Raw genomic sequence first — 23,037 nt, forward strand, 5'->3', positions numbered from 1 at the left:
TTTATTAGAACGGCCCTCGCAGAAAGTTGGAAAACAATGAACAACAAGAACGAGACGAATTTTCAGAGAAGTATGAAAAGCAGACACCTCTTTATGCTATCACTCGGAGGTGTGATCGGAACGGGGCTGTTTTTAAGCTCTGGGTATACCATTCATCAGGCGGGTCCGGCGGGCACCATTTTCGCTTACCTTTTGGGCGCGGGCATCGTCTATCTTGTCATGCTTTGCCTCGGTGAACTGTCAGTGGCCATGCCGGTGACGGGCGCATTCCACACCTATGCGAAGACCTATATCGGGCCCGCGACGGGCTTTACGGTCGCATGGCTGTACTGGCTGACGTGGGCGGTGGCGCTGGGCTCTGAATTCACGGCGGCCGGGCTCTTCATGCAGCGCTGGTTCCCGCATACTTCAGTTTGGATGTGGAGTGCGGTATTCGCTCTTTTCATCTTTTTATTAAACGCCTTCTCCGTGAAATTTTTTGCTGAATCGGAGTTTTGGTTCTCAAGCATTAAAGTCTTAGCCATCTTACTGTTTATTTTATTGGGCGGAGCGGCGATGTTCGGCCTCGTCCCGATGAAAAGCGGTGAGGCCGCACCTATGCTGTCGAACTTTACGGATGGCGGCAGCCTTTTTCCAAATGGTTTTTTCCCAATACTGATGACGATGCTTTCAGTAAACTTTGCTTTTTCAGGGACGGAGTTGATCGGAATCGCCGCCGGGGAAAGCGCCGATCCGGAAAAAACCGTTCCGCGCGCCATTAAGACCACAGTCTGGCGGCTGGCGCTTTTCTTTATCGGAACGATTTTTGTGCTGTCAGGGATGATCTCCATCAAGGAAGCCGGTGTGATTGAAAGCCCGTTTGTCACGGTATTTGACAGAGTCGGCGTGCCTTATGCGGCCGATCTGATGAATTTCGTCATTTTAACGGCGCTTCTGTCCGCGGCCAATTCAGGGCTGTACGCGTCATCACGTATGCTGTGGTCCCTGTCTAAAGAAGGGGAGCTTCATCCCGCCTTTGCCAGGCTGACCTCTAAAGGCATTCCTTTTAATGCTCTGATCTTCAGTATGATCGGCGGCATTCTGTCATTGTTGTCAAGCGTATTTGCAGCGGATACAGTCTATCTTGTTCTCGTCTCCGTCTCAGGATTTGCGGTAGTGGCTGTGTGGATGAGCATCGCCGCATCGCAATTTTTGTTCAGAAGACGGTTTCTTAAAGAAGGGCACCAGCTTTCAGACTTGAAATACAGGACGCCGGGATATCCGGCCGTACCGATAGCGGCCTTTCTCCTATGCCTCGCCTCCTGTATCGGCATCGCTTTTGATCCGAACCAGGCCATCGCCCTTTATTGCGGGATTGCCTTTATGGCCGTTTGCTACACCGCTTATTACTTGAAAAACCGGAAAAGCAGAGCCCGCGTGCAAGCCGTAAAATCCCAATAATCCAAAAAAGAACCCTGCAGCGCAGGGGTTCTTTTTTCATTTATACTTCAACAACCCATCTGAACGAATCCCGCACCTTCCCGACTTGGATGCCGGCAATCGTTTCATAGAGCTTTTCTGACACTTCACCGATCAAACCGTTATTCAGCTCAATCGTTTCGCCGTGAATGTGCAGCGCGCCGACCGGCGAGATGACGGCCGCGGTTCCCGTACCGAATACTTCTGACACCTCGCCTCTCATTGCAGCCTCATAGATGTCATCAATGGCGACCTGTTCTTCTCTGACACGGATGCCCCAGCTTTTTAACAGCTCTATCACAGATGCGCGTGTGATGCCCCCGAGAATGCTTCCGTTTAACGCCGGCGTTACGGCCTCTCCGTTTATGATGAAAAAGATATTCATACTCCCTACCTCTTCGGCATATTTCTTTTCCACCCCGTCGAGCCAAAGCACCTGATCGTACCCCAGTTCTTCGGCTTTCCGCTGAGCCTGTAAGCTGGCCGCATAATTTCCGGACGTTTTGACGTCGCCCACTCCGCCGGTGACGGCGCGCACATACTCATCTTCCACATAAATACGGATCGGTTTCAGCTGATCGCCGTAATACGAACCGACCGGCGTCAGAACAACCATGAACTTATAACGCTTGGAAGGCCGGACGCCTAAAGAAGGCTCAGTCGCAATTACAAACGGACGGATATATAAAGAGGTTCCTTTTTCTATCGGTATCCATTCCTGCTCCAGCTCCACCAATTGTATCAATGCTTCCAGCGCCAGCTTCTCGTCAAGAGGCGGCATGCTCATCCGCCGTAACGATTTATTCAGCCGTTTTATATTTTGGTCAGGACGGAACATCAACACCCGTCCGTCTTCTGACCTGTAAGCCTTCAGCCCTTCAAATACGGCCTGCCCGTAATGGAAAACCGATGCGGAAGGATCCAGATGGACCGGTTCATAAGGTGTGATTCTCGGATCATGCCACCCTCTCTCCTCTTCGTAATCCATGACAAACATGTAATCTGTGAAGTATTTGCCAAATCCCAATGAAGCGGAATCCGGTTTTTCTTTTCTAGCTGTGACCTTACGTCTTTCAATCAGTTGATTCAACAAAAGCACACCTTTCTTCTAATTGTTTAAATTTTCAGTCTTCTCTGGGCTGCATGTTTTTTCTGTCCCGAATCTTGTATGCACAGATATATGAGAATGCAGTTGACCATATCATATCAAATATACCACTTATAAGAGGATAATTATCAAAATTTTTAATATTTTCAGCGGAAATCTTTCTTTATTCTTATGCTCCTTCATTTTTTTCAATGAGGACTTTCTGTCATATTCAATGATTGCGCTTACATAATGTAAAGCAATCCTTCCTTTCGCACAGTCAATAATGTGACAAATTTATGGCGGAGAGGAAGGTGGTTGCCGCCTGCTTCACGAATTACGTAAGAAATGCGCAAGTAAAAGGGGGATTCGCTTGAAAAAATTTATCGCATTCCAGATTTTGATCGCTTTAGCCATCGGAGCATTGATCGGCCATTTCTTCCCGGATTTCGGGATGGCGCTGCGGCCTGTAGGAGACGGATTTATCCGCCTGATTAAAATGATTGTCGTGCCGATCGTGTTTTCGACCATTGTTATCGGAGCCGCCGGCAGCGGCAGTATGAAAAAAATGGGCAGTCTCGGCATCAAAACGATTATTTGGTTTGAAGTGATTACGACGCTCGTTCTGGCGCTCGGTCTGTTATTGGCGAACGTGCTGAAGCCGGGAGTCGGACTTAACCTCTCTCATCTTGCTAAAAAAGACATTCACGAGCTTTCCGGCTATACGGAAAAAGTAGTCGATCTGAAACAAATGCTTCTTGATATTATCCCCGTTAACATCATTGACGTTATGGCGAAAAATGATCTTCTCGCCGTCATTTTTTTCGCAATCCTATTCGGTGTTGCCGCAGCCGGCATCGGCAAAGCCTCCGCACCTGTCATGAGTTTCTTCGAATCCACGGCAAATATTATGTTCAAGCTGACGCAGATGGTGATGGTCACCGCTCCGATCGGCGTTCTCGCCCTGATGGCCGCCTCCGTCGGGCAATTCGGAATCGCGCTTCTGCTCCCGATGCTGAAGCTGATCGGCACTGTGTTTCTCGGGCTGTTCCTGATACTCTTCGTTCTGTTTCCGATCGTGGGGCTTATCTTTAAAATCAAGTACTTTGAAGTGCTGAAAATGATTTGGGATCTGTTTTTGATCGCTTTCTCCACGACAAGCACAGAAACCATTCTGCCTCAGCTGATGGATCGGATGGAGAAATACGGCTGCCCGAAGCGGGTCGTCTCCTTTGTGGTTCCGTCAGGTTTATCGCTGAACTGTGACGGCTCCAGCCTCTATTTATCGGTGTCCTGTATTTTCCTGGCGCAGGCGTTTCATGTGGAGATGCCGCTTTCTCAGCAGCTTCTGATGATGCTTGTGCTCGTCATGACAAGCAAAGGCATTGCCGCCGTCCCGTCAGGCTCACTCGTCGTGCTTCTGGCGACAGCGAATGCGGTCGGTCTCCCCGCGGAAGGCGTCGCCATCATTGCCGGTGTCGACCGCGTCATGGACATGGCGCGAACCGGTGTCAACGTGCCCGGCCATGCGGTCGCCTGCATCGTCGTATCCAAATGGGAAAAAGCTTTCAAATATAAAGGACCTGTCACGGCAGACCAGACCGCACGGACAGAAAGTATGTAAACACAAAAAAGACCACCTCATTGGTGGTCTTTTCTATTAATCAATCGCCGCATGATCCTCTTTTTCAATCAAAGCAAGGCGTTCATTGATTTCTTCCTGAGTCATTTCGTGCTCTTTCACATACATGTTGCGTTCGTTCGTACGGCATTCGTGACTGCAGCTGCGCATGTATTTGTATTCATTCTCAGGTGTGCAGATCATTTTTTTATTACATGCCGGATTTGCGCAGTTCACATAACGCTCGCACGGCTCGCCCGTGAAATAATCTTTTCCGATGATAACGTGCTCTACGCGGTTGACCGGTACGCTGATTCTTTCGTCAAACACATAGCACTGTCCGTCCCACAGCTGCCCTTGCACTTCAGGATCTTTACCGTAAGTGACGATACCGCCGTCAAGCTGGGACACGTCTTCAAAGCCCTGCTTCAGCAGCCAGCCGGAAAATTTCTCACAGCGTACGCCGCCTGTGCAGTACGTGAGGATTTTTTTGCCTTCAAGCATGTCTTTGTGTTCTTCAATCCAGTCCGGCAGTTCACGGAACGCCTCAATATCAGGTCTGACCGCTCCGCGGAAATGACCGAGGTCATACTCATAGTCGTTTCTGGCGTCGATCACGATCGTGTCAGGATCCTGCATTTGCTCATAAAAGTCTTTCGGTTTCAAATGCTTGCCCGTCGTGACATTCGGATCAACATCATCTTCGAGACGAAGCGTCACCAGCTCTTTTTTATGGCGCACAAACATTTTGCGGAATGCATGGCCGTCAGCCTCGTCAATTTTGATCGGCATGTCGGCAAAACGCGGATCAGCTTTCAGCGCATTCATGTATTGATCCGTCTGTTCAACTGTTCCGGACACCGTGCCGTTAATGCCTTCCTCAGAAATCAAAATACGGCCTAACAGACCGAGCTCCTTACAAAACTTCAAATGCTGAGCCGTGAACTCTTCAGGCTCATCAATCTTTACATATTTATAATAAAGTAAAACTCTATATTGTTTTTCCATGATTTATACACCCTGTTCAATTATATTAATGATCACGCACACTATACTATATCATACAGGAAAACGGGCGAAAGATGAACATTTCCGTCCGTACTCTTTCTTCCAGTCACGCTTCGCCTTTTAAAACCTGCTGAAAATAAAACCGATACGTATTGCGCAAAAAGGTCTCAAGCGAAAGGCCGGCCGCGGTCTGATACTTGCCGATAATAAACGGAAAACGGTCACGGCCTTTTGCCCGCAGAAGATCCGCGCTGTCTTCAGCCAGTTCTGAGATGAGCGCCTCAACAACAGGCCGGCATGCTTCCCGCACCGCTTCAAGAATTTGCTGATCGCCTGTATGCCGGTACTGTTCGATCAGCTTTCCCAAATCCTTTTCTTCCATAAAGTTCACTTCCTTACACCATATAAAAAAGAGGAGCAGCTTTTATAAAGCGGACGCCTCCTCCTGTGACTCCGCATAACCGATGATCTGACCGACCTGTAATTCACGGCCTTCAGTCAGGTTATCCGAAGGGGTAAACATATCTTTCTCGAATACTAAAATAACGGTCGATCCAAATGAAAAATAGCCCAGCTCTTCCCCCGTCTCAAGCCGGTTTCCGGTGTTTGTCTGAACGATCGAGTTAATATTCATCGCACCTACCGGAATCATGAGCATCTGCTGATCAGCACGGGTCAGCTCGTACACATAACGGTAATTTTTTGAGAGCACATCTTTCCCGTACTTTAACCCCATCGTATTAACGGGATAGGAGCGTTTCCCCAGCTCGGCCAGCTTTTGATACGTGCAGCTGACGGGAGAATGGAAGCGGTGGTAATGTCTCGGGCTCAGGTAAAGCACGGCAAAACACCCGCCGTTATACTTGTGATCGGCGCTTTTAAACCCCGTCAGTTCAGCGAACGAATAATCCTTCCCTTTTACCATGAAAGTTTGATTGGGATTAATCATGCCCACCGTCTGAACGACGCCGTCCACCGGGCTGACGATGGCGTTCTTCTCTGTTGCCACGGGGCGGAGATTCAAATTAATATCACGAATGAAAAATGACGCCAGTGAATCAAAGTCAGAAGCCGTGCGTTCCGTTTCATTCCAGTTAATGCGATAGTGTTTGGAAAACAGCGGAATCATCGGCTTGCTCAGTTTCGATTCACAGAAGTTTTTAATGAGATAAGACGTCAATCGATTATTAGTCAGTTCAATCAATGAACGGTAAAGAACTTTAGCGGCAGTATTAAACATTGATTACTCCTATGAATTTTCCTATAGTAATAAAAATAAAACACCATAAAAACGCTCCGATGGCGGCGAAGCATAAGTAGGTTTTGAATTCCATTCTGCCGATTCCGGAAAAGTAGCAGGTCACGTGTCTGATGCCGGGGATAAAATAACCTAAAATAATGGTGTACGGCCCGTACTTCTTCATCCACCTGTCTACTTTCGCCATCCTCTTTTCCTTCAGGCCGACCCATTTCCCGAACTTATTAATAAACGGGCGGCCGGCTTTTCTGCCGATGAAGTAGCTGATAATCATCCCAAGGAGCGCTCCGATAAAGCTGATCAGAATGGAGAGCCCGTAATTCAGCACGTTTATATGAGCGAAGTAGCCCACAAGCGTCATCATGACTTCATCCGGAATAGGCAATCCGATAATACCGAGTGTCAGCATGAGAAAAATCGCGATATATCCGTAATCGGATATTAATTGCTGAACTAATTCCATCTTCTGCTCTCCAGGTTTTCAGGCGCCTGTTTTTTAAAGTGCGGAAATTTAATATTGCTGACCATTAAATAACCGAGCGCGATCGTTCCCGCCCCCAGAAGAAAAGCGTTATTGATAAAGCTCAAAATGACAAGACACATACCCGCAAACGGAATCGGCATCCCGATAAACGTCGGCAGCTTGCTTTGTTCAATATTAAATCTGGAAAGACGGATCATCCCGCAGATGCTGTAGGAAAGCGCGATTAAAATTCCGATGAACGGAAGCGTATATAGTGAAACACTGTAAGCGAGCATGGACGGCGCTACGCCGAACGTCACGAGATCAGCAAAAGAGTCAAGCTCCCTTCCCATCTCCGATACCGCGTTCAGCTTACGGGCGGCCAAACCGTCAAAAAAATCAAGGAACATCCCGGTGAAAATAAAGATCACCGCAGAGTGTATATTATGATACAAAAGGGAATGAATCGATAAGAGCCCGCAAATGAAATTTCCAATTGTAATCATACTAGGTATATAATTCACAGTTTACACAAACCTCCAATTAAAACCATATCAAATCGGACTGCGTATGCATAAAGAATACATTTTAAGGAAACATAAAATGAAATTCTTTCGATGCTATCATTCAAATTCTTTTATTATACAGCATTTGGTGTTATTTGAACAATCTAATCTGGTGATTTTTGTTTTTTCGCCGTTCATATTAAGGTAAGCAATCATGGTTTCCTCTATTCCGGATTACCCTGCTTAAATATTCCATGCTGCGATCCGGATTGTCCGTTCTTGATGAATGAAAAGCCGTATGATGTATTGTTATTTCCTTCTCCGTCAAATGAGAACATTACATATAACGATTGTGGACATAAAAAGTTTCAAGAATTAAAAAACCGGCACAAAACGGCCTCATACATTATCTCACAACCCCGTTTTCCAGTATATAGTCTGTCCAAACAAAAAAGGCGCCTTACCATTACGGTAAAACGCCTTTTAAGATCATTTTATGTAATTGATAAATGACTGAGTGCTTCGGCCGCTCTTTCTCTGGCCTCTTCAACGGTCTCGGCTGCAGAAAGCGCAACCGCCATACGGCGTCCGACTTTCGTGACGGGTTTACCGAATACGCGGACCTGAGTGCTTTTTACCGCCAAAGCTTTCTCCAAACCTTCAACCGCATAATCAGCAAGCTCTTTTGGCGCCTTCAGCGGACGGCTTGCCCCCGGCGACAGCTGAGTGATTTCCGGAATCGGGAATCCCAATATCGCGCGGACATGCAGCGCAAACTCTGACAAATTTTGCGTCACAAGCGTAACGAGCCCCGTATCATGCGGACGGGGAGACACCTCGCTGAAATATACTTTATCTTCAGTAAGGAAAAGCTCCACCCCGAACAAACCGTATCCGCCGAGCTCATCCGTTATGCTTTTCGCAATGTGTTTCGCCTCTTCAATCTGCTGTTCCGTCATATGATGAGGCTGCCATGATTCAATATAGTCACCGTCTTTTTGTTCATGTCCGATCGGCGCGCAAAAGGACGTACCGTTCGCCGCGCGCACTGTCAAAAGAGTGATTTCTGACTCAAATGGAATGAATTCCTCAACGATGACCCGGCCGTTTTTCACCCGGCCGCCTTCCATTGCCATGTCCCAGCAGCTTTTCAGCCCGGAAGCCGAGCGGCACACGCTTTGCCCTTTTCCGGAAGAGCTCATCAGCGGCTTTACCACGCACGGAAAGCCGATTGTTTCTGCCGCTTCTTTAAATTCTTCATATGTATTCGCGAATTCATAGCCGGCAGTCGGAAGATGAAGCGTCTCTGCCGCAAGCCGTCTGATGCCTTCACGGTCCATCGTCAGCTTTGCCGCACGCGCATTCGGAATGACGTGAAACCCTTCTTCCTCAAGCTTCAGCAGCTCATCCGTCGCAATGGCTTCCACTTCCGGCACGATCAAGTCCGGTTTTTCTTTCTCAATGACTTCTCTGACCTGCGCTTTATCAAGCATATCAATCACATAGCTTTTGTGCGCGGCCTGCATGGCGGGAGCATGCTCATAGCTGTCAACGGCTATAGTGACAACCCCGAGCCGCTGCGCTTCAATGACGACTTCTTTCCCCAGCTCGCCTGATCCTAATAACAACATCTTCTTCGCCTGATACATGTCCTTTGGCCCCTCCCTTTCTATACCCCACTCATTATAACGGAAATATTCAAAAAATAAAGACAAGACAGATTACAAGCTCTATCCTGTCTTTTGTGCTGATTCGAGCGATTCAATCGCCGCTGACACGTCCTTCTCGCAATATTGCCCCATTAAGCATAACGATTCTTCCGCCCGGCAGGCGTGAGAAGCGATGCGGCGCTTTGCTTCCTCATGGTTGTCAAGGATGCCGAGATCACAGAGACTGACGGGGAAACCGAGCCGGCGGTAAAACGGAAGCAGCTCTTCAATCTCATGTCTCCGATTCTCAAGCGCGAGCTGCACCAATATGCCGTAAGCAACCTTCTGGCCGTGCAGCACCTGATGTGTCTCCTGAAGAAAACTGAGGCCGTTGTGGACCGCATGCGCCCCTGCCATCCTGCACAAACGGCCGCCATACCCGCCGACCGTTCCCGCAAGCATAATGATCGTTTCCGCCGTATGGATGAACGGCACGGACAGCTCGCCTTTCTCCATGCTTACGACGGCGGCTTCACTGTAACGCAATAACAGATGACGGATATATTCCGCCTGTCTCAGCCCCGCCTGCGCCATCAGCGGCGGCGCCTCCTCCGTATTTCTGATGACCGCCTCGGCCTCATACCATTTCGCCAGCGTATCACCGATCCCGCTTTTCATATATTCAATGGGAGAGGAAAGCAAAAACAGCGGATCAACAAGCGTCAAATAGCTTGAACGCTTGTGATAATCAACTCTGATAAAATTGCCGCTGTCATCATATATGACACTCAACGGCGTACTTGCCGCACACGTCCCCGCAATGGAAGGAACCATCACAGCCTCAATATCAAGCCGGTCTGCCGCCGCTTTTGCCAAATCCAAAATCGTGCCGCCTCCGATACCGATGATCACATCCGCGTCTTCCGCCTGCTCACAGACCTTACGCACCGCCTCAGGTGAACAGTATCCTTTGTGCTGAATCACATCCCAGGAAGAACCGCCGCCGTAATCGGAGAACGCCTGATAGGATTTGATTCCGGTCACAATAACGGGTTTTCTGAATGTCTCCAGCAGCCCCGGAAGTTCTTTTGCGATTCCTTCCTTGCATATGTACCGATTCGGGCCGCTTCGCACGATATCTTCAGGCTTCATTCGAATCTCTCCTTTGGCTGGAATTTATATATATTTTCCCACTTGTCAGAAAATACATCAACCGGAGGTGCGTCAGCGCTTCGCTTCTTCCGCCTCCAAAAACAGCTCATCAAGCCGCTCCAAAGCCTCTGCCTTTTCAAAACTGCTGAACCACAGATCATCATAGGAATCAAGGATGCGGTAATGGTGGGAAATCAAATGCTGCTGCAAGCGGAACTCGCCTTTTTTCTCGATGGCTTTCCACCACACCTTGCCGCCCATCGTCTTCCCCTTCGGCCTGTCAATTGTGCGGTGAGCAACCGTTTCAATGACCTCCAGCGGATCATCTCCTAATACGGATTGCAGTGTTTCACTTGATCTGAAAAGCGCGCAAACCGCCACAACGTGCGGCCATTCCGCAAGCGCCCGCCCTTTCTCAATCTGCACCAGCGACTTTTTAGAAAGGCCGATCACATCTGCCATTTTCTCCTGTGTGTAGCCTCTCTCCGACCGGATTTTCTTCAGCTGGACTGAGACAAGCTCAGTCATATAATCTTGATCCATCTCAACCTCCATATTTATCAATATAGCCATTTTACACCGCGGCACGCCTTTTTTATATCAGAACATTTTCAAACAAATCAATCAAAAGGACCCGGGATTGGCTTATCATTGAAGCGATGTACCTTTCCGCATAATCCAGAATGATGCGGTGAATACAAACGTACGCCCGAAGAGACAGGTGCGGACTCCCTGGCGGTTGAGGGAGAAAATAAAAAGCTGCCGCAGCTGCGGCAGCTAAAACATTATAAGCTGAAAATCAAAATTATGAAGCGAATACAATCCAACTCGCACTATAATTGACACGTTTTTTCGAACCTTGATTGACCATTTTAAATCTGTATGAATCTCCTTTTTTTAACGAAGGTGTTTCAAAATAAGTCGTTCCATTTTTCTTTGCATTGGCGGTTTTGATTGTTTTCCAGGCACCTTTGCCGTTGACTTGCTTTTGGACGTATATTTTATACGTGCCCTTCCCTTTACTGTTGGATTTAAAAGTCACGGCTCTCAAGCTGTACTTTTTTGTCGTCTTAGTGAATTTAGGGTGATACGTATTGATCACATAGTTAGTGAAATACCCGCTTTTATAAGTATGAAGCCAGTCTTTAGCCTCTGCTTTTTGCGGAGAAGAAAAACCCATAAAACCAATTCCGCTGATTAAAAGAGTAAAAATAATGATGAGCGACTTAAAAATCTTTTTGCTTTTCATCGAGAAAATCCTTCCTTCCTGTAACTATTTACCCTATTTATGTTAATGACAATATAGCTAATCATAAATCCGTCCAACTAACCATTTTGACTGCAGGAAGAGGTATGAACAGCCCTAAAAATGACTATATGACTACTACTTATGATTCTTGTTATTTTTGATTAAGTGATAATATTACTTTAAACCGCTATCCATTTTGCTGTTTTTATATCAATTGTCATAGAGAGATCTTTTCCTATCAATGCCTCTCTTTCGGCGTTTGTGCTGCGATTGTATGATGGGGCTGTCCCTGCTTGAACAAACTCATAAACCCATGACAAACTGTCATACGTTTGCCACCTATGAATGAACGCACACTACACATAATGGAGGGATTGCAATGGACGAAATGGTCCTGGAAACACAACAATGGCTGAATGAGACGTACAAAGGCAGACATGGGTACAACAAGGTGCCGGAAAACGGAAAAACAGGCTGGGATACCATTTACGGTCTGACACGGGCGCTTCAAATTGAGCTTGGTATTTCAGAACCCGCCGATAACTTCGGACCGACGACACAAAGATTGTTTAAACCGCTGAAAAAGCAGGCTCCCGATTCTAAGCCGACAAACATGAATTACATTCTGCAAGGGGCGCTGTGGTGTAAAGGATTTAACCCGGGCGGATTTTCTGGCGTTTTCTATGAAAATACCGAAAGCGCTGTAAAAGAGTTTCAAAAAGCGGCCGGGCTCACTAAGCAAGACGGCATCGTCACGGCACTCATTATGAAGGCCTTGCTGGATATGAGCGCTTTTCGGTTAGTAGCGGGAGGCGACAAAAGAATCCGCCAAATCCAGCAGAACCTGAACCGGGATTACAATGACTACATCGGCTTGATGCCTTGTGACGGCTTATATGCCCGCGATACAAACAAGGCTCTCATTTATGCTCTGCAAAAAGAAGAAGGCATGAGCACAAGCGTCGCCAATGGATTTTTCGGGAACGGAACGACCAGCTTATGTCCTACCTTGACTCCCGGCGATTCACGGACAGGCTTTGTTTTGATTGTGCAATACGCGCTTTACTGTAATGGGAAATCATTTGACCCCGGTGAATTCGACGGAAAATACGGCGTCGGAGTTGTATCGGCAGTGAAAGCTTTCCAAGAATTTATGTGTCTGCCGCAGACAGGTTATGCGGACATGCCGACGATTAAAGCTTTATTATCAAGCTCAGGCGACACAACACGGGCTGCTTCAGCTTGTGACACCGCTGCCATTTTGACGGCAGATACGGCTAAAACTTTGCGTGAGAATGGCTATAAGATCGTGGGAAGATATCTGACCGGGAATGTGCGGACGAGCAGCGGACTGACATCGAAAGCGTTAACGTCAAAAGAACTTTCCGCGATTTTCAATGCCGGCTTAAGCGTGTTTCCGATTTATCAGGACGGCGGCTATGAATCTTCTTATTTTGTAAAAGACCAAGGAACGAGAGATGCGTACAGCGCTGCATCAGCCGCCCGAAGATTAGGTTTTCCGTCAGGAACGACCATTTACTTTGCCGTCGATTTTGATGCGTATGATTATGAAGTCACGGATAAAATCATCCCTTACTTCCAAGAAATCAAGTCAGCTTTTATGAAAATGCAGGCGTTCTCAACTGCGCCGAAATATGAAATCGGGGTATACGGACCGAGAAACATTTGTATCCGGACGTCAGAAGCAGGTCTGACCAAATATAGCTTTACGGCTAACATGTCGACCGGATTCAGCGGCAACCTCGGATACCCGATGCCGAAAAACTGGGCTTTTGATCAATTTTATGAAGGCACGATCGGAAGCGGAGCGGGAAAAGTCGCCATTGACAAAGACGGATACTCCGGAAAAGACTCGGGTGCAAGCAGCGTCCATCCGCCTTCTGATCCTGTGTATGATGCAAGACTGCGCACACTGACGGACATTTTAACAACCATTCCTGCTTTAGAAAATATATCGAATCTTGCGAATGCCATGTTTGAATTCGACAAGACAGAAACCATTTATACATCACCTGAAATGGATATTCTTTTATCTACTTCACTTTTGGCAACAGTGCCAAGCGAAGGTTCTCCCAACACAGTTACCATTACAAACGGCAAACCGGGAGCTTATATTACCGGTCTGATGGGAGATTCACAAGTCTCTTTTACAGCATCACAAATTGATTCCTATCAAAACCTGCTTAACAGTCTGAGCTTGTCAGTCCGCAACGGTTATTTAGAAGTGTATGTCAATCCGTCTGCGGGATCGCTGAATATTCAATTTAAAATTTATACACCTGATATTCCGGTCGGTGACAGTGCTACAACTGGACTAACAACTACTATTACATTTAAAATAAAACAAAAGAGCTTCAGGCTGCCGGATTCCGAAGAGGTGTACTCTCCGGATTGGGATTCTGTCGTGAATACCATGGCTATTGCAGGCGCAGGAATTATTGTTATTGTAGGGATCGGTGCTTTAGTCGTTTTAGCACCTGAATTAGGAGGAGCTGCAGCCTTGTTCAGCACAGTTTTATCACTATTTCTATAATTGAACAGGCAGCTCCTTGCTCCAGGAATGCTCAATGAGTATTCTTGGAGTTATTTTTAAAGGAGGATTCGCATGAAGATTGATATGGAGACATACAGGGAAACCGTTCAAAAAATAGAAAATGATTTGATTCCGCGAAGTCAAAATGACAAAGAACTGCTTACATATTTGATGAAACAGGATTCGCTCACACTGAATCAAATGAAAATGTGTTTCATTGAACCGCCCCTCACATTCCGACATACTGTCAAAATTGTATGTACAGTCACATTCATCACGTTATATATCTTTTTTTTCAGCACTCATTTTAATGATTTGATTGAAATGGCTCTGCAGATGGTTTTTGGCCTGGCCGGCCTTGTTTGGATTTTTGCTGTATTTCCGTTTTCAAGGAAAATCCAAGTGTCTGACCGTTTCAGACAAAAATCTGAAAACACCCGTATCACCGGAATGATAGACTTTGTCCTCGAACAACGATACAAAGACATGATCAGTTAAAAAACCCCTCTGCTTAAGGGGTTTTTTTTATGATGCAATCCCTTCACCCCCCTTATCAAAAAAGGCTCTTCCCCTTTGGAAATAACCGGAACACCCAATTTCGTTTTCAATATAATGAGGTAGTGGATCTGCAAAGAAAGAAGGGCGACATGATGGGTATCATTAATGGCAAAATGTTCATTGACCGATTAAATCAGCTAGGAAATGAGATTTGGCTTGATGGTGAAAAGATCGAGGGACAGATTTCTGAACATCCCGCATTTAAGGGCCTTCTGGAAACGAAGCGCTCTCTTTATGATTTGCAAACGAAACCGGACATGAAAGATCAAATGACTTACAGTCTTCCCGGTAAAAAAGAACGGGCCGGGCTTTCATACCTGCAGCCGAAAACGAAAGAAGACGTAAAAAGAAGAAGAAACATGTTCGAACATTGGGCCAGACACACGCACGGAATGATGGGACGAAGCCCGGATTATATGAATACCGTGCTGATGAGCTTCGCCTCCTCTGCCGCGCTTTTGAAAGACCGTGATCATTGTTTTCCGGAACATGTTCAAGCGCTGTACGAACGCGCTGCCGCACAGGATCTTTCTTTTACGCACACGTTTATCACCCCTCAGGTGAATCGTTCACAAATGGGTGTAAACGTATCGCCGACACCTATCTCGGCAAAAGTCGTCGATAAAAATGAAAAAGGCCTCATCATACACGGCGCGCGGATTTTAGCCACACAAGGCGGCCTGACGGATGAAGTGCTCGTGGTTTCTCTGCCTAAGATGTATTTTGAATCGGATGAAGCGTTCGCTTTTTCAATCCCTTCCAATACAAAGGGAGTAAAATTCATCTGCAGGGAATCTTTCGTACTCGGAAAATCATCGTTTGATTATCCGCTCAGCTCAAGATATGAAGAAATGGATTCTATCGTTGTATTTGATCACGTTTTGGTCCCTTGGGAACGCGTATTTTTTTACAATAATTATGAGGCGGCTTTTGATTTTAATATGAAAAGCTCTTTTAACGCCTTCGCATTTCATCAAGTTATCACGAGACAAATTGTAAAGACGGAGTTTCTCCTGGGCCTCGCCCAAACGCTTGTCGATGCGATAGATGTGGGGGAATATCAGCATATTCAGGCCAAGATGGCTGAGATCATCACCGGTCTGGAAACGATGAAAGCCCTTTTGGAAAAGTCGGAGAATGATGCCGAAACAGACGAATGGGGTTATATGCGTCCGAGTGTCACTCCGCTTCGCGTGGTCAGCGCGATTTTCCCTGACATCTACCCGCGCTTCACGGAAATCATCCAGCTGATCGGGGCAAGCGGAATGGTGACTTTGCCGACTGAAAAAGCGTTCCGTTCCGACATCAGAGGAGACCTTGACCAATATTTACAGGCGGCCGAATTGAACGCTGAGGACCGGGTAAAAGTGTTCCGCCTCGCATGGGATTTGACCATGAGCCCCTTTGGAACAAGGCAGACACAATATGAGCGGTACTTCTTCGGTGACCCCGTCCGCTTAGCCAGCCATCTGTACAGAAGCTATCCGAAAGAAGAACAGACCGCGGTCATCAAGGAATTCCTGCACATTCATAAATAAAACAAAGCAGAGAACGCATCTCTGCTTTTGATAGCTGGATCGGCTGCCGCCGATCCTATTTTTTATTTTGGCTGATCACCACCATCGTAATATGCGATAACGCGAAAGAGACGAGCGTGTACACGACGGCCCACCCGATAAACGAGAAATTCAATATGGTAAAGGTGCATATAAGGCAAACGGCCAAAGCGGCAGCCGGCATAATGAACGCGTTTTTAAACAGGTACGTTCCGGCGACTGACAGGATGATGATACAAAGCGGCAGAACACCGAACGCAAAATCCAATTCATCAATCAACAGATGCACTCCCTTCGCTTTTCTTAGTTCGGCCTAACACATCTTATGCCTGAGTACAAAATCGAGTACATCAAATCTTTCGCGCTCCGGCTGATATTCCCTCCGGTTATTTATTCAAAAAAATGAAAACTTTCCTTAAAGCGTTTACATTCACGCCAGACTGTGATAATTTAAGAAAGCGCTATCATATACAAGTTAATGATTTTTGGATGGAGATGAGGAGAACCAGGAAACCGCGCCCTTTCATAAGGGTGATTTCTGGTTCTTTTTGTCATTTTCAAGGAAAGGAGTCATACATACATCATGATAGACGTTCAGCAAAGGGGAGGATATGATGTTTCAATTGTTCAAGCCGGCTCCGCATATTGAGAGATTGGATGATTCAAAGACGGATGCGGCCTATAAACGGCTCAGGCTGCAGGTGTTTTTGGGGATTTTCATCGGGTATGCCGGGTATTATTTACTTCGCAAAAACTTTGCCTTCGCTATTCCTTATTTTCAGGAACAAGGGTTTTCAAAAGGGGAACTTGGCTTGGTGCTTGCGGCCGTATCAATCGCTTACGGCTTCAGCAAATTTATTATGGGGATGGTGTCTGACCGCTGCAACCCGAGGTATTTCCTTGCGACAGGTCTGTTTTTGTCAGGTGTCGTCAACATTTTATTTGTTTCCATGCCATGGGTCACGTCAAGCGTGACGATTATGTTCATTTTTATGTTTATTAACGGATGGTTTCAAGGGATGGGCTGGCCGCCTTGCGGACGGACGATGGCTCATTGGTTTTCCATCAGTGAACGCGGAACGAAAATGTCGATATGGAATGTCGCCCATAACATAGGCGGAGGTATTCTCGCCCCGCTCGTGACTCTCGGCATCGCCATGTTTGTTACTTGGAAAAGCGTATTTTTCTTTCCGGCGATTATCGCCATCGTCATTTCATTTGTGATTGTTCTTCTCGTTCGGGACACGCCGCAATCCTGCGGGCTTCCGCCGATTGAAGAATACCGGAATGACTATCCGAAACATGCGTTCAAAGACCAGGAAAAAGAGATGACGACCAAAGAAATTCTTTTCAAATACGTGCTGAATAATAAATTTCTGTGGTATATCGCATTTGCCAATGTCTTTGTTTATTTCGTGCGGTACGGTGTCGTTGACTGGGCGCCGACTTATTTGACGGAAGCGAAAGGGTTCTCTCCTGAAGATTCCAGATGGTCTTATTTCCTTTATGAATATGCGGGAATTCCGGGAACGATTTTGTGCGGCTGGATCAGCGACCGATTTTTCAAAAGCCGCCGCGCACCGGCCGGCGTGCTGTTCATGGCCGGCGTATTTATCGCTGTATTGGTCTACTGGCTTAACCCTGCCGGTCATCCGCTCATCGATAATATCGCGCTGATCAGCATCGGATTCTTAATCTATGGGCCTGTCATGCTGATCGGACTTCAGGCCATTGACCTTGCGCCTAAAAAAGCGGCGGGAACAGCAGCCGGCTTAACCGGGTTTTTCGGCTACATCGGTGGCTCTGCTTTCGCCAACGCCATCATGGGTTATGTCGTAGACCGCTTTGACTGGAACGGCGGCTTTATCATGCTTATCTCCTCATGCGTGCTGTCCATCGTCTTCTTGGCGATGACGTGGAATACGGGCAAGCGGGCGGAGCATGTGTAAGAAAACAACATAAAAGATTAATATTTTTGCAGTACAGCATTTACAACGATTTTCTACACTAGAGACAGATATTGATTTTTAAGGGGGAAGAAAACATGCGGAAACATAAGTTGTTTGCTTTGGTATTGCTTTCATTCGGTTTATTGTCATTCATCGTCACGCCTGTATCGGCGGCGGGAAAAGGAAACCTCTTGTCTCCTGACAGAATTTTGACCATTGCCCATCGCGGTGCTTCGGGGTATGTCCCGGAGCACACGATCCTTTCTTATGAAACTGCGCAAAAAATGAAGGCTGACTATATTGAGCTGGATTTACAAATGACAAAAGACGGCAAGCTGATCGTCATGCATGATGAAAAACTGGACCGCACCACAAACGGACAAGGCTGGGTGAAGGATCATACATTAGCAGAGATTCAAAAGCTCGACGCCGGTTCTTGGTTCAATAAGGCCTATCCGGAAAAAGCAAAACCGCAATACGCCGGACTTCGTGTTCCCACACTTGATGACGTGTTAAAACGGTTCGGCAGACATGCAAACTATTATATTGAAACAAAGGCGCCCGAAACATATCCGGGTATGGAAGAAAAACTGATCGCCTCACTGAAAAAATACAAATTGGCAGGTAAGCATGCGAAACTTGGACAAGTTATCATTCAGTCTTTCAGCAGGGAGAGCCTTCTGAAAATCAAACAGCTCGATCCGAAACTTCCCGCCGTCCAATTGCTTGAAGCGGAACAGATGACCTCAATGACTGACGCAGATTTAACAGACATAAAAACATATGCCGTCGGAATCGGACCGGATTACAAAGCGCTGAACGCTCAAAATGTCCGAAACATTCGCAGCCACGGCCTACTGCTTCACCCTTACACCGTGAACAGCGAGACGGACATGCGCCGTCTGCTGAATTGGGGCGTAACCGGTGTGTTCACCAACTATGCGGATATATTCCAAAAGGTCAAAAAAGAATATAAATAATAAACCACATGGGTTCGGGGATGATGCCGAACCCATGTTTTTTGCCCGATATAATGCAAACGCCATCATGGGTTATATAGCGGGCGGGGCATGTTATTAAAAGGCTGAGAATCACCTTAATTGTAAAAAGGTATCACAGTAATGATGAATTACTTGTGATACCTTTTTAATCAAAGGAATATAATTATTTATTTCTATTATCTATTTTCTTTCTTATACTATTTGTAATATATGATAATATTAGTGATACTAAACCATAGACAACAACCCATCCCCAGAAAGATAGATTAAAAACAGTAAACATTAGTATGACAGAAACAACTATGCTGACAAGCGGCATTATATACACTTTTTTGAAAATATACGTGAATATAATCGATAAGACAATAATAGAAAGTGGTAAAATACCAAAAGCAATATCTAGCTCATCCATTATTATTCTCCTTTGTGAATTTAATTTCCCCTTAAGTATACTCACTCAGCTGTCTAGCCATTTATATCTAATCACTCCATACTTCTTTGTTTTTCTTAATCATAAAAAAGTCATATTCAGAAACATGGGTATTGTTAATAATTTTTTCAAGTCCTCTGATAGGAGTAGATTTTAATTTTTTTCCGTTTTTATAAGAGTAAGAATTAATCACATATTTCCCGCCCTTGCTTATTTCTAACAAGAAAATTTCAGACTCGTCAAAATAAGTGAATTTTGCTTGGTTTTCAAATTTTGTTGACCTATGTAATGGGAGTTTTTTCTTCGGCTTCATACTTTTCAGATCGAAAGTATAAAGTATTGAATTAGCTGCCAAATGATATAAAGTGTCATTTTTTACAAAAAAGTTATTAGTGGAAAGAGGAATAGCCAGCTGAGAAATTTCATCAGGGATATTATAACTGCCTAAAGGATATGCACCTTTAAACTTATTATGCTTTAAATCAATTTTTGCTACTTTGAATTGTACTTTGTTTGATTTATCCGTTTGGTTATATAGTATAAAAAAGGCTGAGCTTTTTTTAACTATTATCTGTGAATAAACACTCCAATTTTCTTCATTTAATATAGGAATTGTTGTTCCTTTCCCAACTGTAACTTTATCTTTATCTATTTTAATACCCTGAAAAGTCGGTGTTTTGATTGAAGAATCTTCATTTATCACGTAAATATATTCACCGTCATTACCGGTACTTGTATAGAAACCCGGAATAACTTTTTCATGAAATCCACTGCTGTTACCCCATCTGATTAAACTATTATAATGGTTTTCACCGACTCCTTGATTATTCAAAAAATAAAAGATATTTTCTTTTATTAAATGGCCTGATGATTGCCCATAACTTGTATGTACTTGATGCTGCATCGGGAATTTTTTAAAGTTATCGCCTATCATATAAACTTCTTTTTTGTCCTGTCTAACTATGTTTTTTTCATCTTGTGCAATGGTTCCAACTTCAATAGCATCTCCTTTTACAGCTGTTGCTTTTCCTTTTTCATCAATATATACAGTATAACTCCCATCTTTAGGGTAATCTATTGTAGCTGAATAATATATAGCTGCAATTTTATCATTCAAGAAATTCTTTTCTTTTTCTGTTTCAGTTTGTTTAACATCAGAAACTGTATTAGTATATTTAAAAGTTCCGATACATATAAATATACCTATTAATACTATGACCGCAATTATTATTAACCACTTAATCTTGTTCAAATATAATCTCACTCCTTAAAATAATATGACTCCCTAAATAAACTTAGGGAGTGAAAATAATTCATCTAATTGTTTTAATAGTTTTTGTATAACCGGAATCTCTGATGTCTCTAGGGTAGACGCCCAGTCCTAATTTTCGCGTTTTCATACTTATTACCTCCTGCTATTTGTTTATCCTCCTATATTTTAATTTATTATACAATTATTGTAATCTCAACTTACGTACTGTATTTTTTCTGTGGTTAATTATTTGTTTTGTCTCTAAAACTTTGACTTTAGAGTACAGGAAAAAGGATGAAGCATGGAGAAGAAGAAACATAAAAGATTAATAGTTGCCCAACATATCTTTTGCATTCATTGTTTAGTATGGAAGGCAGTTATTGATAAGGCGGAGAAATCATGAAAAATAGAATACTGGCCTTGGTTTTCGTCGTTAGGCTTGCTCTCATTCATCGTCAGCCTGTATCGAGCCAGCATGGGTTCGGGGATGATGCCGAACCCATGTTTTTTGCCCGATAAAAAACCTTGCGGGAAATGTACCGCAAGGTTTTTATCAATCATTATTCTTTTCCGGCAGCGGCTTCCGCCTGTCCGCCTTTTAATTGATCGTTGATTGCTTTGGCGTCTTTCAAATACTCAGTCTTGAATCCGCTCTTCAGCGCCCACGCATAGAAGGCAAGGGCAACGATTGCGATCAGCCCCATATCCCATCCGTACGGAATGATGTTCAGACCGCCGAATTTTTCACTTCCGAGCCATGAAATGACCATCATGCTGAGCAGATAGACAACCATCCAGACGCCGCCTTTAAAGTTTCTGCGGAATCCTTTCCACTTCACTTTCGCTTGGTAGTAGAAATAAATCGGAAGGCCGATCAAAATGATAAACAGCACCTGCCCTGTTAACGGCCAGCGCGCCCAATACAGCACGAGAGACGCGAACACGAAGCCGAGCGGTGCAACCACGCTGAGGCCTTTCAGACGGAGAGGCCTGTACAAATCCGCCGCCGTCCGCCGCAGCGTCATCACCGTCACTGGACCCGTGATATAAGAAATCAGCGTCGCAACGGAAATGATTTCAGCAAGCACGCCCCATCCTCTGAATAAAAACAGAAAGATAAACGATACGATCAGGTTGAAAATCATCGCTTGGCGCGGCACGCCGTACAGCGGATGAAGCTTTCCGAAAATGCTCGGCATATATTTATTTTTTTCCATGCCGTAAATCATGCGGGACGTCGTAGCGGTATAAGTGATACCCGTTCCCGACGGAGATACGAACGCATCCGCATAAAGAATAATGACAAGCCAATTGATATTCAATGCGATCGCCAAATCGGCAAATGGAGAGTTAAAGTTCAGGTGACTCCAGCCGTGAACGATCATGGAAGGTTCAACCGCACCGATAAATGCGATTTGCAATAGGACGTAAATGACGGTTGCGACCAACAGCGAACCGACAACCGCAATCGGAATCGATTTGCCGGGATTTTTTGCTTCTCCGGCCATGTTAATCGGGCTTTGAAACCCGTTAAACGCAAATACGATACCTGATGTAGCCACCGCCGTCAGCACGCTCGCCCAGCCGTTCGGCGCAATGCTTGAACCGGATGTGAAGTTTCCGCCGTGAAAACCGGTAAACAGCAGCGCTCCGATTGTCAGCCCCGGAATAATAATTTTAAAGATGGTAATCAATGAATTCGCTTTTGAAAACAAGTTAACTGTCCAATAATTCAGTAAAAAGTAAATAATCAGCAATACGGATGCGAAGCCGAGCCCCTCTCCCGTAAGTGTGCCGTTGTGAACGAGATTGCTTGTCCATTTTGCCCAGTCCCACGGCCATGAGCTCATATATTGAACAGACGCAACCGCCTCCACCGGAATAACGGAAACAATCGCAATCCAGTTTGCCCATCCTGCGATAAATCCAATAAATGATCCATGAGAATATTGAGTATATTTTACCATTCCCCCGGCTTCCGGGAACATTGAACCCAATTCACTGTAAGAAAGTGCGATAAACAAAATTACGATCATACCGATAATCCAGGAAATAATTGCGGCAGGTCCCGCAATCTGAGCCGCCCGCCACGCCCCGAATAACCAACCGGAGCCAATCATCGACCCAAGTCCGACCATCATGAGTGCAAACGTTCCCATTCTGCGATGTAATTGATTCATAAAGTTAACACCTTTCAATTAAAATATGACTCCAGCGCTATCATATATTTATAATATTATTCTGAAAATAGTTTTGTCAATCTTTATCGCATTAAAGCGGCAAGCC

General features: G+C 45.3%; 22 protein-coding genes. 7 read left to right on the forward strand and 15 right to left on the reverse strand.

What is annotated here, in order from left to right; all coding sequences use genetic code 11:
- Positions 1 to 36: 36 nt before the first annotated feature.
- The gene (locus MJQ52_RS10195; protein WP_161985653.1) at positions 37 to 1,440 is read left to right on the forward strand and encodes an amino acid permease; all 1,404 of its coding nucleotides are present in this window, start codon (positions 37 to 39) and stop codon (positions 1,438 to 1,440) included.
- Positions 1,441 to 1,480: 40 nt separating this feature from the next.
- Here the strand turns inward: MJQ52_RS10195 and MJQ52_RS10200 are convergent, their stop codons facing one another.
- Positions 1,481 to 2,548 (reverse strand): branched-chain amino acid aminotransferase, encoded by a 1,068-nt coding sequence (locus tag MJQ52_RS10200; RefSeq protein WP_025853807.1) that lies wholly within the window; start codon positions 2,546 to 2,548, stop codon positions 1,481 to 1,483.
- A gap of 370 nt (positions 2,549 to 2,918) precedes the next feature.
- On the opposite strand from MJQ52_RS10200, the gene gltP reads away from it, so the two are divergent.
- On the forward strand, positions 2,919 to 4,169 hold the full coding sequence (gene gltP / locus MJQ52_RS10205; RefSeq protein ID WP_007409006.1) for a glutamate-aspartate/proton symporter GltP: 1,251 nt from the start codon (positions 2,919 to 2,921) through the stop codon (positions 4,167 to 4,169).
- A gap of 36 nt (positions 4,170 to 4,205) precedes the next feature.
- Here the strand turns inward: gltP and MJQ52_RS10210 are convergent, their stop codons facing one another.
- The 9 genes from MJQ52_RS10210 to MJQ52_RS10250 form a co-directional block, all read right to left on the reverse strand.
- Entirely contained in the window at positions 4,206 to 5,174 is a 969-nt protein-coding gene (locus MJQ52_RS10210; protein WP_025853808.1) for a rhodanese-related sulfurtransferase, read from the reverse strand.
- A gap of 106 nt (positions 5,175 to 5,280) precedes the next feature.
- A complete protein-coding gene (locus tag MJQ52_RS10215; protein ID WP_071181507.1) occupies positions 5,281 to 5,556 on the reverse strand; it encodes a hypothetical protein in 276 nt (91 codons plus the stop codon).
- A gap of 42 nt (positions 5,557 to 5,598) precedes the next feature.
- Positions 5,599 to 6,414 (reverse strand): phosphatidylserine decarboxylase, encoded by an 816-nt coding sequence (locus MJQ52_RS10220; protein ID WP_191073259.1) that lies wholly within the window; start codon positions 6,412 to 6,414, stop codon positions 5,599 to 5,601.
- Positions 6,407 to 6,895 (reverse strand): DedA family protein, encoded by a 489-nt coding sequence (locus tag MJQ52_RS10225; protein ID WP_025650172.1) that lies wholly within the window; start codon positions 6,893 to 6,895, stop codon positions 6,407 to 6,409. Before MJQ52_RS10225 ends, MJQ52_RS10220 begins: the two co-directional genes overlap by 8 nt.
- The gene (gene pssA / locus MJQ52_RS10230; RefSeq protein WP_003156712.1) at positions 6,886 to 7,419 is read right to left on the reverse strand and encodes a CDP-diacylglycerol--serine O-phosphatidyltransferase; all 534 of its coding nucleotides are present in this window, start codon (positions 7,417 to 7,419) and stop codon (positions 6,886 to 6,888) included. The genes MJQ52_RS10225 and pssA overlap by 10 nt, the downstream gene beginning before the upstream one ends.
- A 476-nt stretch (positions 7,420 to 7,895) precedes the next feature.
- Complete coding sequence (purT, locus tag MJQ52_RS10235; RefSeq protein WP_017419324.1) at positions 7,896 to 9,050, reverse strand: phosphoribosylglycinamide formyltransferase 2; 1,155 nt, start codon at positions 9,048 to 9,050, stop codon at positions 7,896 to 7,898.
- 81 nt (positions 9,051 to 9,131) lie between these two features.
- Positions 9,132 to 10,202 carry an iron-containing alcohol dehydrogenase family protein gene (locus MJQ52_RS10240; RefSeq protein ID WP_146283859.1) on the reverse strand — a complete coding sequence of 357 codons (1,071 nt, stop codon included), beginning with the start codon at positions 10,200 to 10,202 and terminating at the stop codon, positions 9,132 to 9,134.
- A gap of 72 nt (positions 10,203 to 10,274) precedes the next feature.
- Positions 10,275 to 10,745 carry a helix-turn-helix transcriptional regulator gene (locus tag MJQ52_RS10245; protein WP_003156718.1) on the reverse strand — a complete coding sequence of 157 codons (471 nt, stop codon included), beginning with the start codon at positions 10,743 to 10,745 and terminating at the stop codon, positions 10,275 to 10,277.
- A 262-nt stretch (positions 10,746 to 11,007) separates the two neighbouring features.
- A complete protein-coding gene (locus tag MJQ52_RS10250) occupies positions 11,008 to 11,451 on the reverse strand; it encodes a hypothetical protein (RefSeq protein ID WP_017419322.1) in 444 nt (147 codons plus the stop codon).
- 379 nt (positions 11,452 to 11,830) lie between these two features.
- Here MJQ52_RS10250 and MJQ52_RS10255 point away from each other — a divergent pair, with 379 nt between their 5' ends.
- The 3 genes from MJQ52_RS10255 (at position 11,831) to hpaB (ending at position 16,101) form a co-directional block, all read left to right on the forward strand.
- The gene (locus MJQ52_RS10255) at positions 11,831 to 14,005 is read left to right on the forward strand and encodes a glycoside hydrolase domain-containing protein (protein WP_063174905.1); all 2,175 of its coding nucleotides are present in this window, start codon (positions 11,831 to 11,833) and stop codon (positions 14,003 to 14,005) included.
- Between the two features lie 72 nt (positions 14,006 to 14,077).
- Positions 14,078 to 14,503 (forward strand): hypothetical protein, encoded by a 426-nt coding sequence (locus MJQ52_RS10260; protein WP_063174904.1) that lies wholly within the window; start codon positions 14,078 to 14,080, stop codon positions 14,501 to 14,503.
- A gap of 152 nt (positions 14,504 to 14,655) precedes the next feature.
- Positions 14,656 to 16,101: a 4-hydroxyphenylacetate 3-monooxygenase, oxygenase component gene (hpaB, locus tag MJQ52_RS10265; protein WP_015388754.1), complete on the forward strand. Its 1,446-nt coding sequence runs from the start codon at positions 14,656 to 14,658 to the stop codon at positions 16,099 to 16,101.
- 55 nt (positions 16,102 to 16,156) lie between these two features.
- Here the strand turns inward: hpaB and MJQ52_RS10270 are convergent, their stop codons facing one another.
- Positions 16,157 to 16,399, reverse strand: coding sequence for a DUF2651 family protein (locus tag MJQ52_RS10270; protein ID WP_003156724.1), 243 nt, complete (start codon positions 16,397 to 16,399; stop codon positions 16,157 to 16,159).
- A gap of 334 nt (positions 16,400 to 16,733) precedes the next feature.
- Here MJQ52_RS10270 and glpT point away from each other — a divergent pair, with 334 nt between their 5' ends.
- On the forward strand, positions 16,734 to 18,068 hold the full coding sequence (gene glpT / locus MJQ52_RS10275) for a glycerol-3-phosphate transporter (protein WP_003156725.1): 1,335 nt from the start codon (positions 16,734 to 16,736) through the stop codon (positions 18,066 to 18,068).
- A 95-nt stretch (positions 18,069 to 18,163) separates the two neighbouring features.
- On the forward strand, positions 18,164 to 19,048 hold the full coding sequence (locus tag MJQ52_RS10280; protein ID WP_077721736.1) for a glycerophosphodiester phosphodiesterase: 885 nt from the start codon (positions 18,164 to 18,166) through the stop codon (positions 19,046 to 19,048).
- Between the two features lie 184 nt (positions 19,049 to 19,232).
- On the opposite strand, the gene MJQ52_RS10285 is transcribed toward MJQ52_RS10280, so the two are convergent.
- From MJQ52_RS10285 to MJQ52_RS10300, 4 genes are all read right to left on the reverse strand, one after another.
- Positions 19,233 to 19,481 carry a DUF2651 family protein gene (locus MJQ52_RS10285; RefSeq protein WP_063174901.1) on the reverse strand — a complete coding sequence of 83 codons (249 nt, stop codon included), beginning with the start codon at positions 19,479 to 19,481 and terminating at the stop codon, positions 19,233 to 19,235.
- A gap of 67 nt (positions 19,482 to 19,548) precedes the next feature.
- Positions 19,549 to 20,751 carry a hypothetical protein gene (locus tag MJQ52_RS10290; protein WP_077721734.1) on the reverse strand — a complete coding sequence of 401 codons (1,203 nt, stop codon included), beginning with the start codon at positions 20,749 to 20,751 and terminating at the stop codon, positions 19,549 to 19,551.
- A gap of 354 nt (positions 20,752 to 21,105) precedes the next feature.
- Positions 21,106 to 21,312: a hypothetical protein gene (locus MJQ52_RS10295; protein ID WP_191073258.1), complete on the reverse strand. Its 207-nt coding sequence runs from the start codon at positions 21,310 to 21,312 to the stop codon at positions 21,106 to 21,108.
- Positions 21,312 to 22,931: an APC family permease gene (locus MJQ52_RS10300; RefSeq protein WP_063174899.1), complete on the reverse strand. Its 1,620-nt coding sequence runs from the start codon at positions 22,929 to 22,931 to the stop codon at positions 21,312 to 21,314. The genes MJQ52_RS10295 and MJQ52_RS10300 overlap by 1 nt, the downstream gene beginning before the upstream one ends.
- Positions 22,932 to 23,037 lie beyond the last annotated feature (106 nt).

Source organism: Bacillus sp. jun7 (assembly GCF_051034795.1).
Lineage (GTDB): Bacteria > Bacillota > Bacilli > Bacillales > Bacillaceae > Bacillus > Bacillus velezensis.

Coding starts and splice junctions, on each gene's coding strand:
- MJQ52_RS10195 (WP_161985653.1), top strand. CDS start 37: ATGAACAACAAGAACGAGACGAATTTTCAGAGAAGTATGAAAAGCAGA.
- MJQ52_RS10210 (WP_025853808.1), bottom strand. CDS start 5,174: ATGGAAAAACAATATAGAGTTTTACTTTATTATAAATATGTAAAGATT.
- MJQ52_RS10215 (WP_071181507.1), bottom strand. CDS start 5,556: ATGGAAGAAAAGGATTTGGGAAAGCTGATCGAACAGTACCGGCATACA.
- MJQ52_RS10220 (WP_191073259.1), bottom strand. CDS start 6,414: ATGTTTAATACTGCCGCTAAAGTTCTTTACCGTTCATTGATTGAACTG.
- MJQ52_RS10225 (WP_025650172.1), bottom strand. CDS start 6,895: ATGGAATTAGTTCAGCAATTAATATCCGATTACGGATATATCGCGATT.
- purT (WP_017419324.1), bottom strand. CDS start 9,050: ATGTATCAGGCGAAGAAGATGTTGTTATTAGGATCAGGCGAGCTGGGG.
- MJQ52_RS10240 (WP_146283859.1), bottom strand. CDS start 10,202: ATGAAGCCTGAAGATATCGTGCGAAGCGGCCCGAATCGGTACATATGC.
- MJQ52_RS10245 (WP_003156718.1), bottom strand. CDS start 10,745: ATGGATCAAGATTATATGACTGAGCTTGTCTCAGTCCAGCTGAAGAAA.
- MJQ52_RS10250 (WP_017419322.1), bottom strand. CDS start 11,451: ATGAAAAGCAAAAAGATTTTTAAGTCGCTCATCATTATTTTTACTCTT.
- MJQ52_RS10255 (WP_063174905.1), top strand. CDS start 11,831: ATGGACGAAATGGTCCTGGAAACACAACAATGGCTGAATGAGACGTAC.
- MJQ52_RS10260 (WP_063174904.1), top strand. CDS start 14,078: ATGAAGATTGATATGGAGACATACAGGGAAACCGTTCAAAAAATAGAA.
- hpaB (WP_015388754.1), top strand. CDS start 14,656: ATGGGTATCATTAATGGCAAAATGTTCATTGACCGATTAAATCAGCTA.
- glpT (WP_003156725.1), top strand. CDS start 16,734: ATGTTTCAATTGTTCAAGCCGGCTCCGCATATTGAGAGATTGGATGAT.
- MJQ52_RS10280 (WP_077721736.1), top strand. CDS start 18,164: ATGCGGAAACATAAGTTGTTTGCTTTGGTATTGCTTTCATTCGGTTTA.
- MJQ52_RS10285 (WP_063174901.1), bottom strand. CDS start 19,481: ATGGATGAGCTAGATATTGCTTTTGGTATTTTACCACTTTCTATTATT.
- MJQ52_RS10295 (WP_191073258.1), bottom strand. CDS start 21,312: ATGATTGATAAAAACCTTGCGGTACATTTCCCGCAAGGTTTTTTATCG.
- MJQ52_RS10300 (WP_063174899.1), bottom strand. CDS start 22,931: ATGAATCAATTACATCGCAGAATGGGAACGTTTGCACTCATGATGGTC.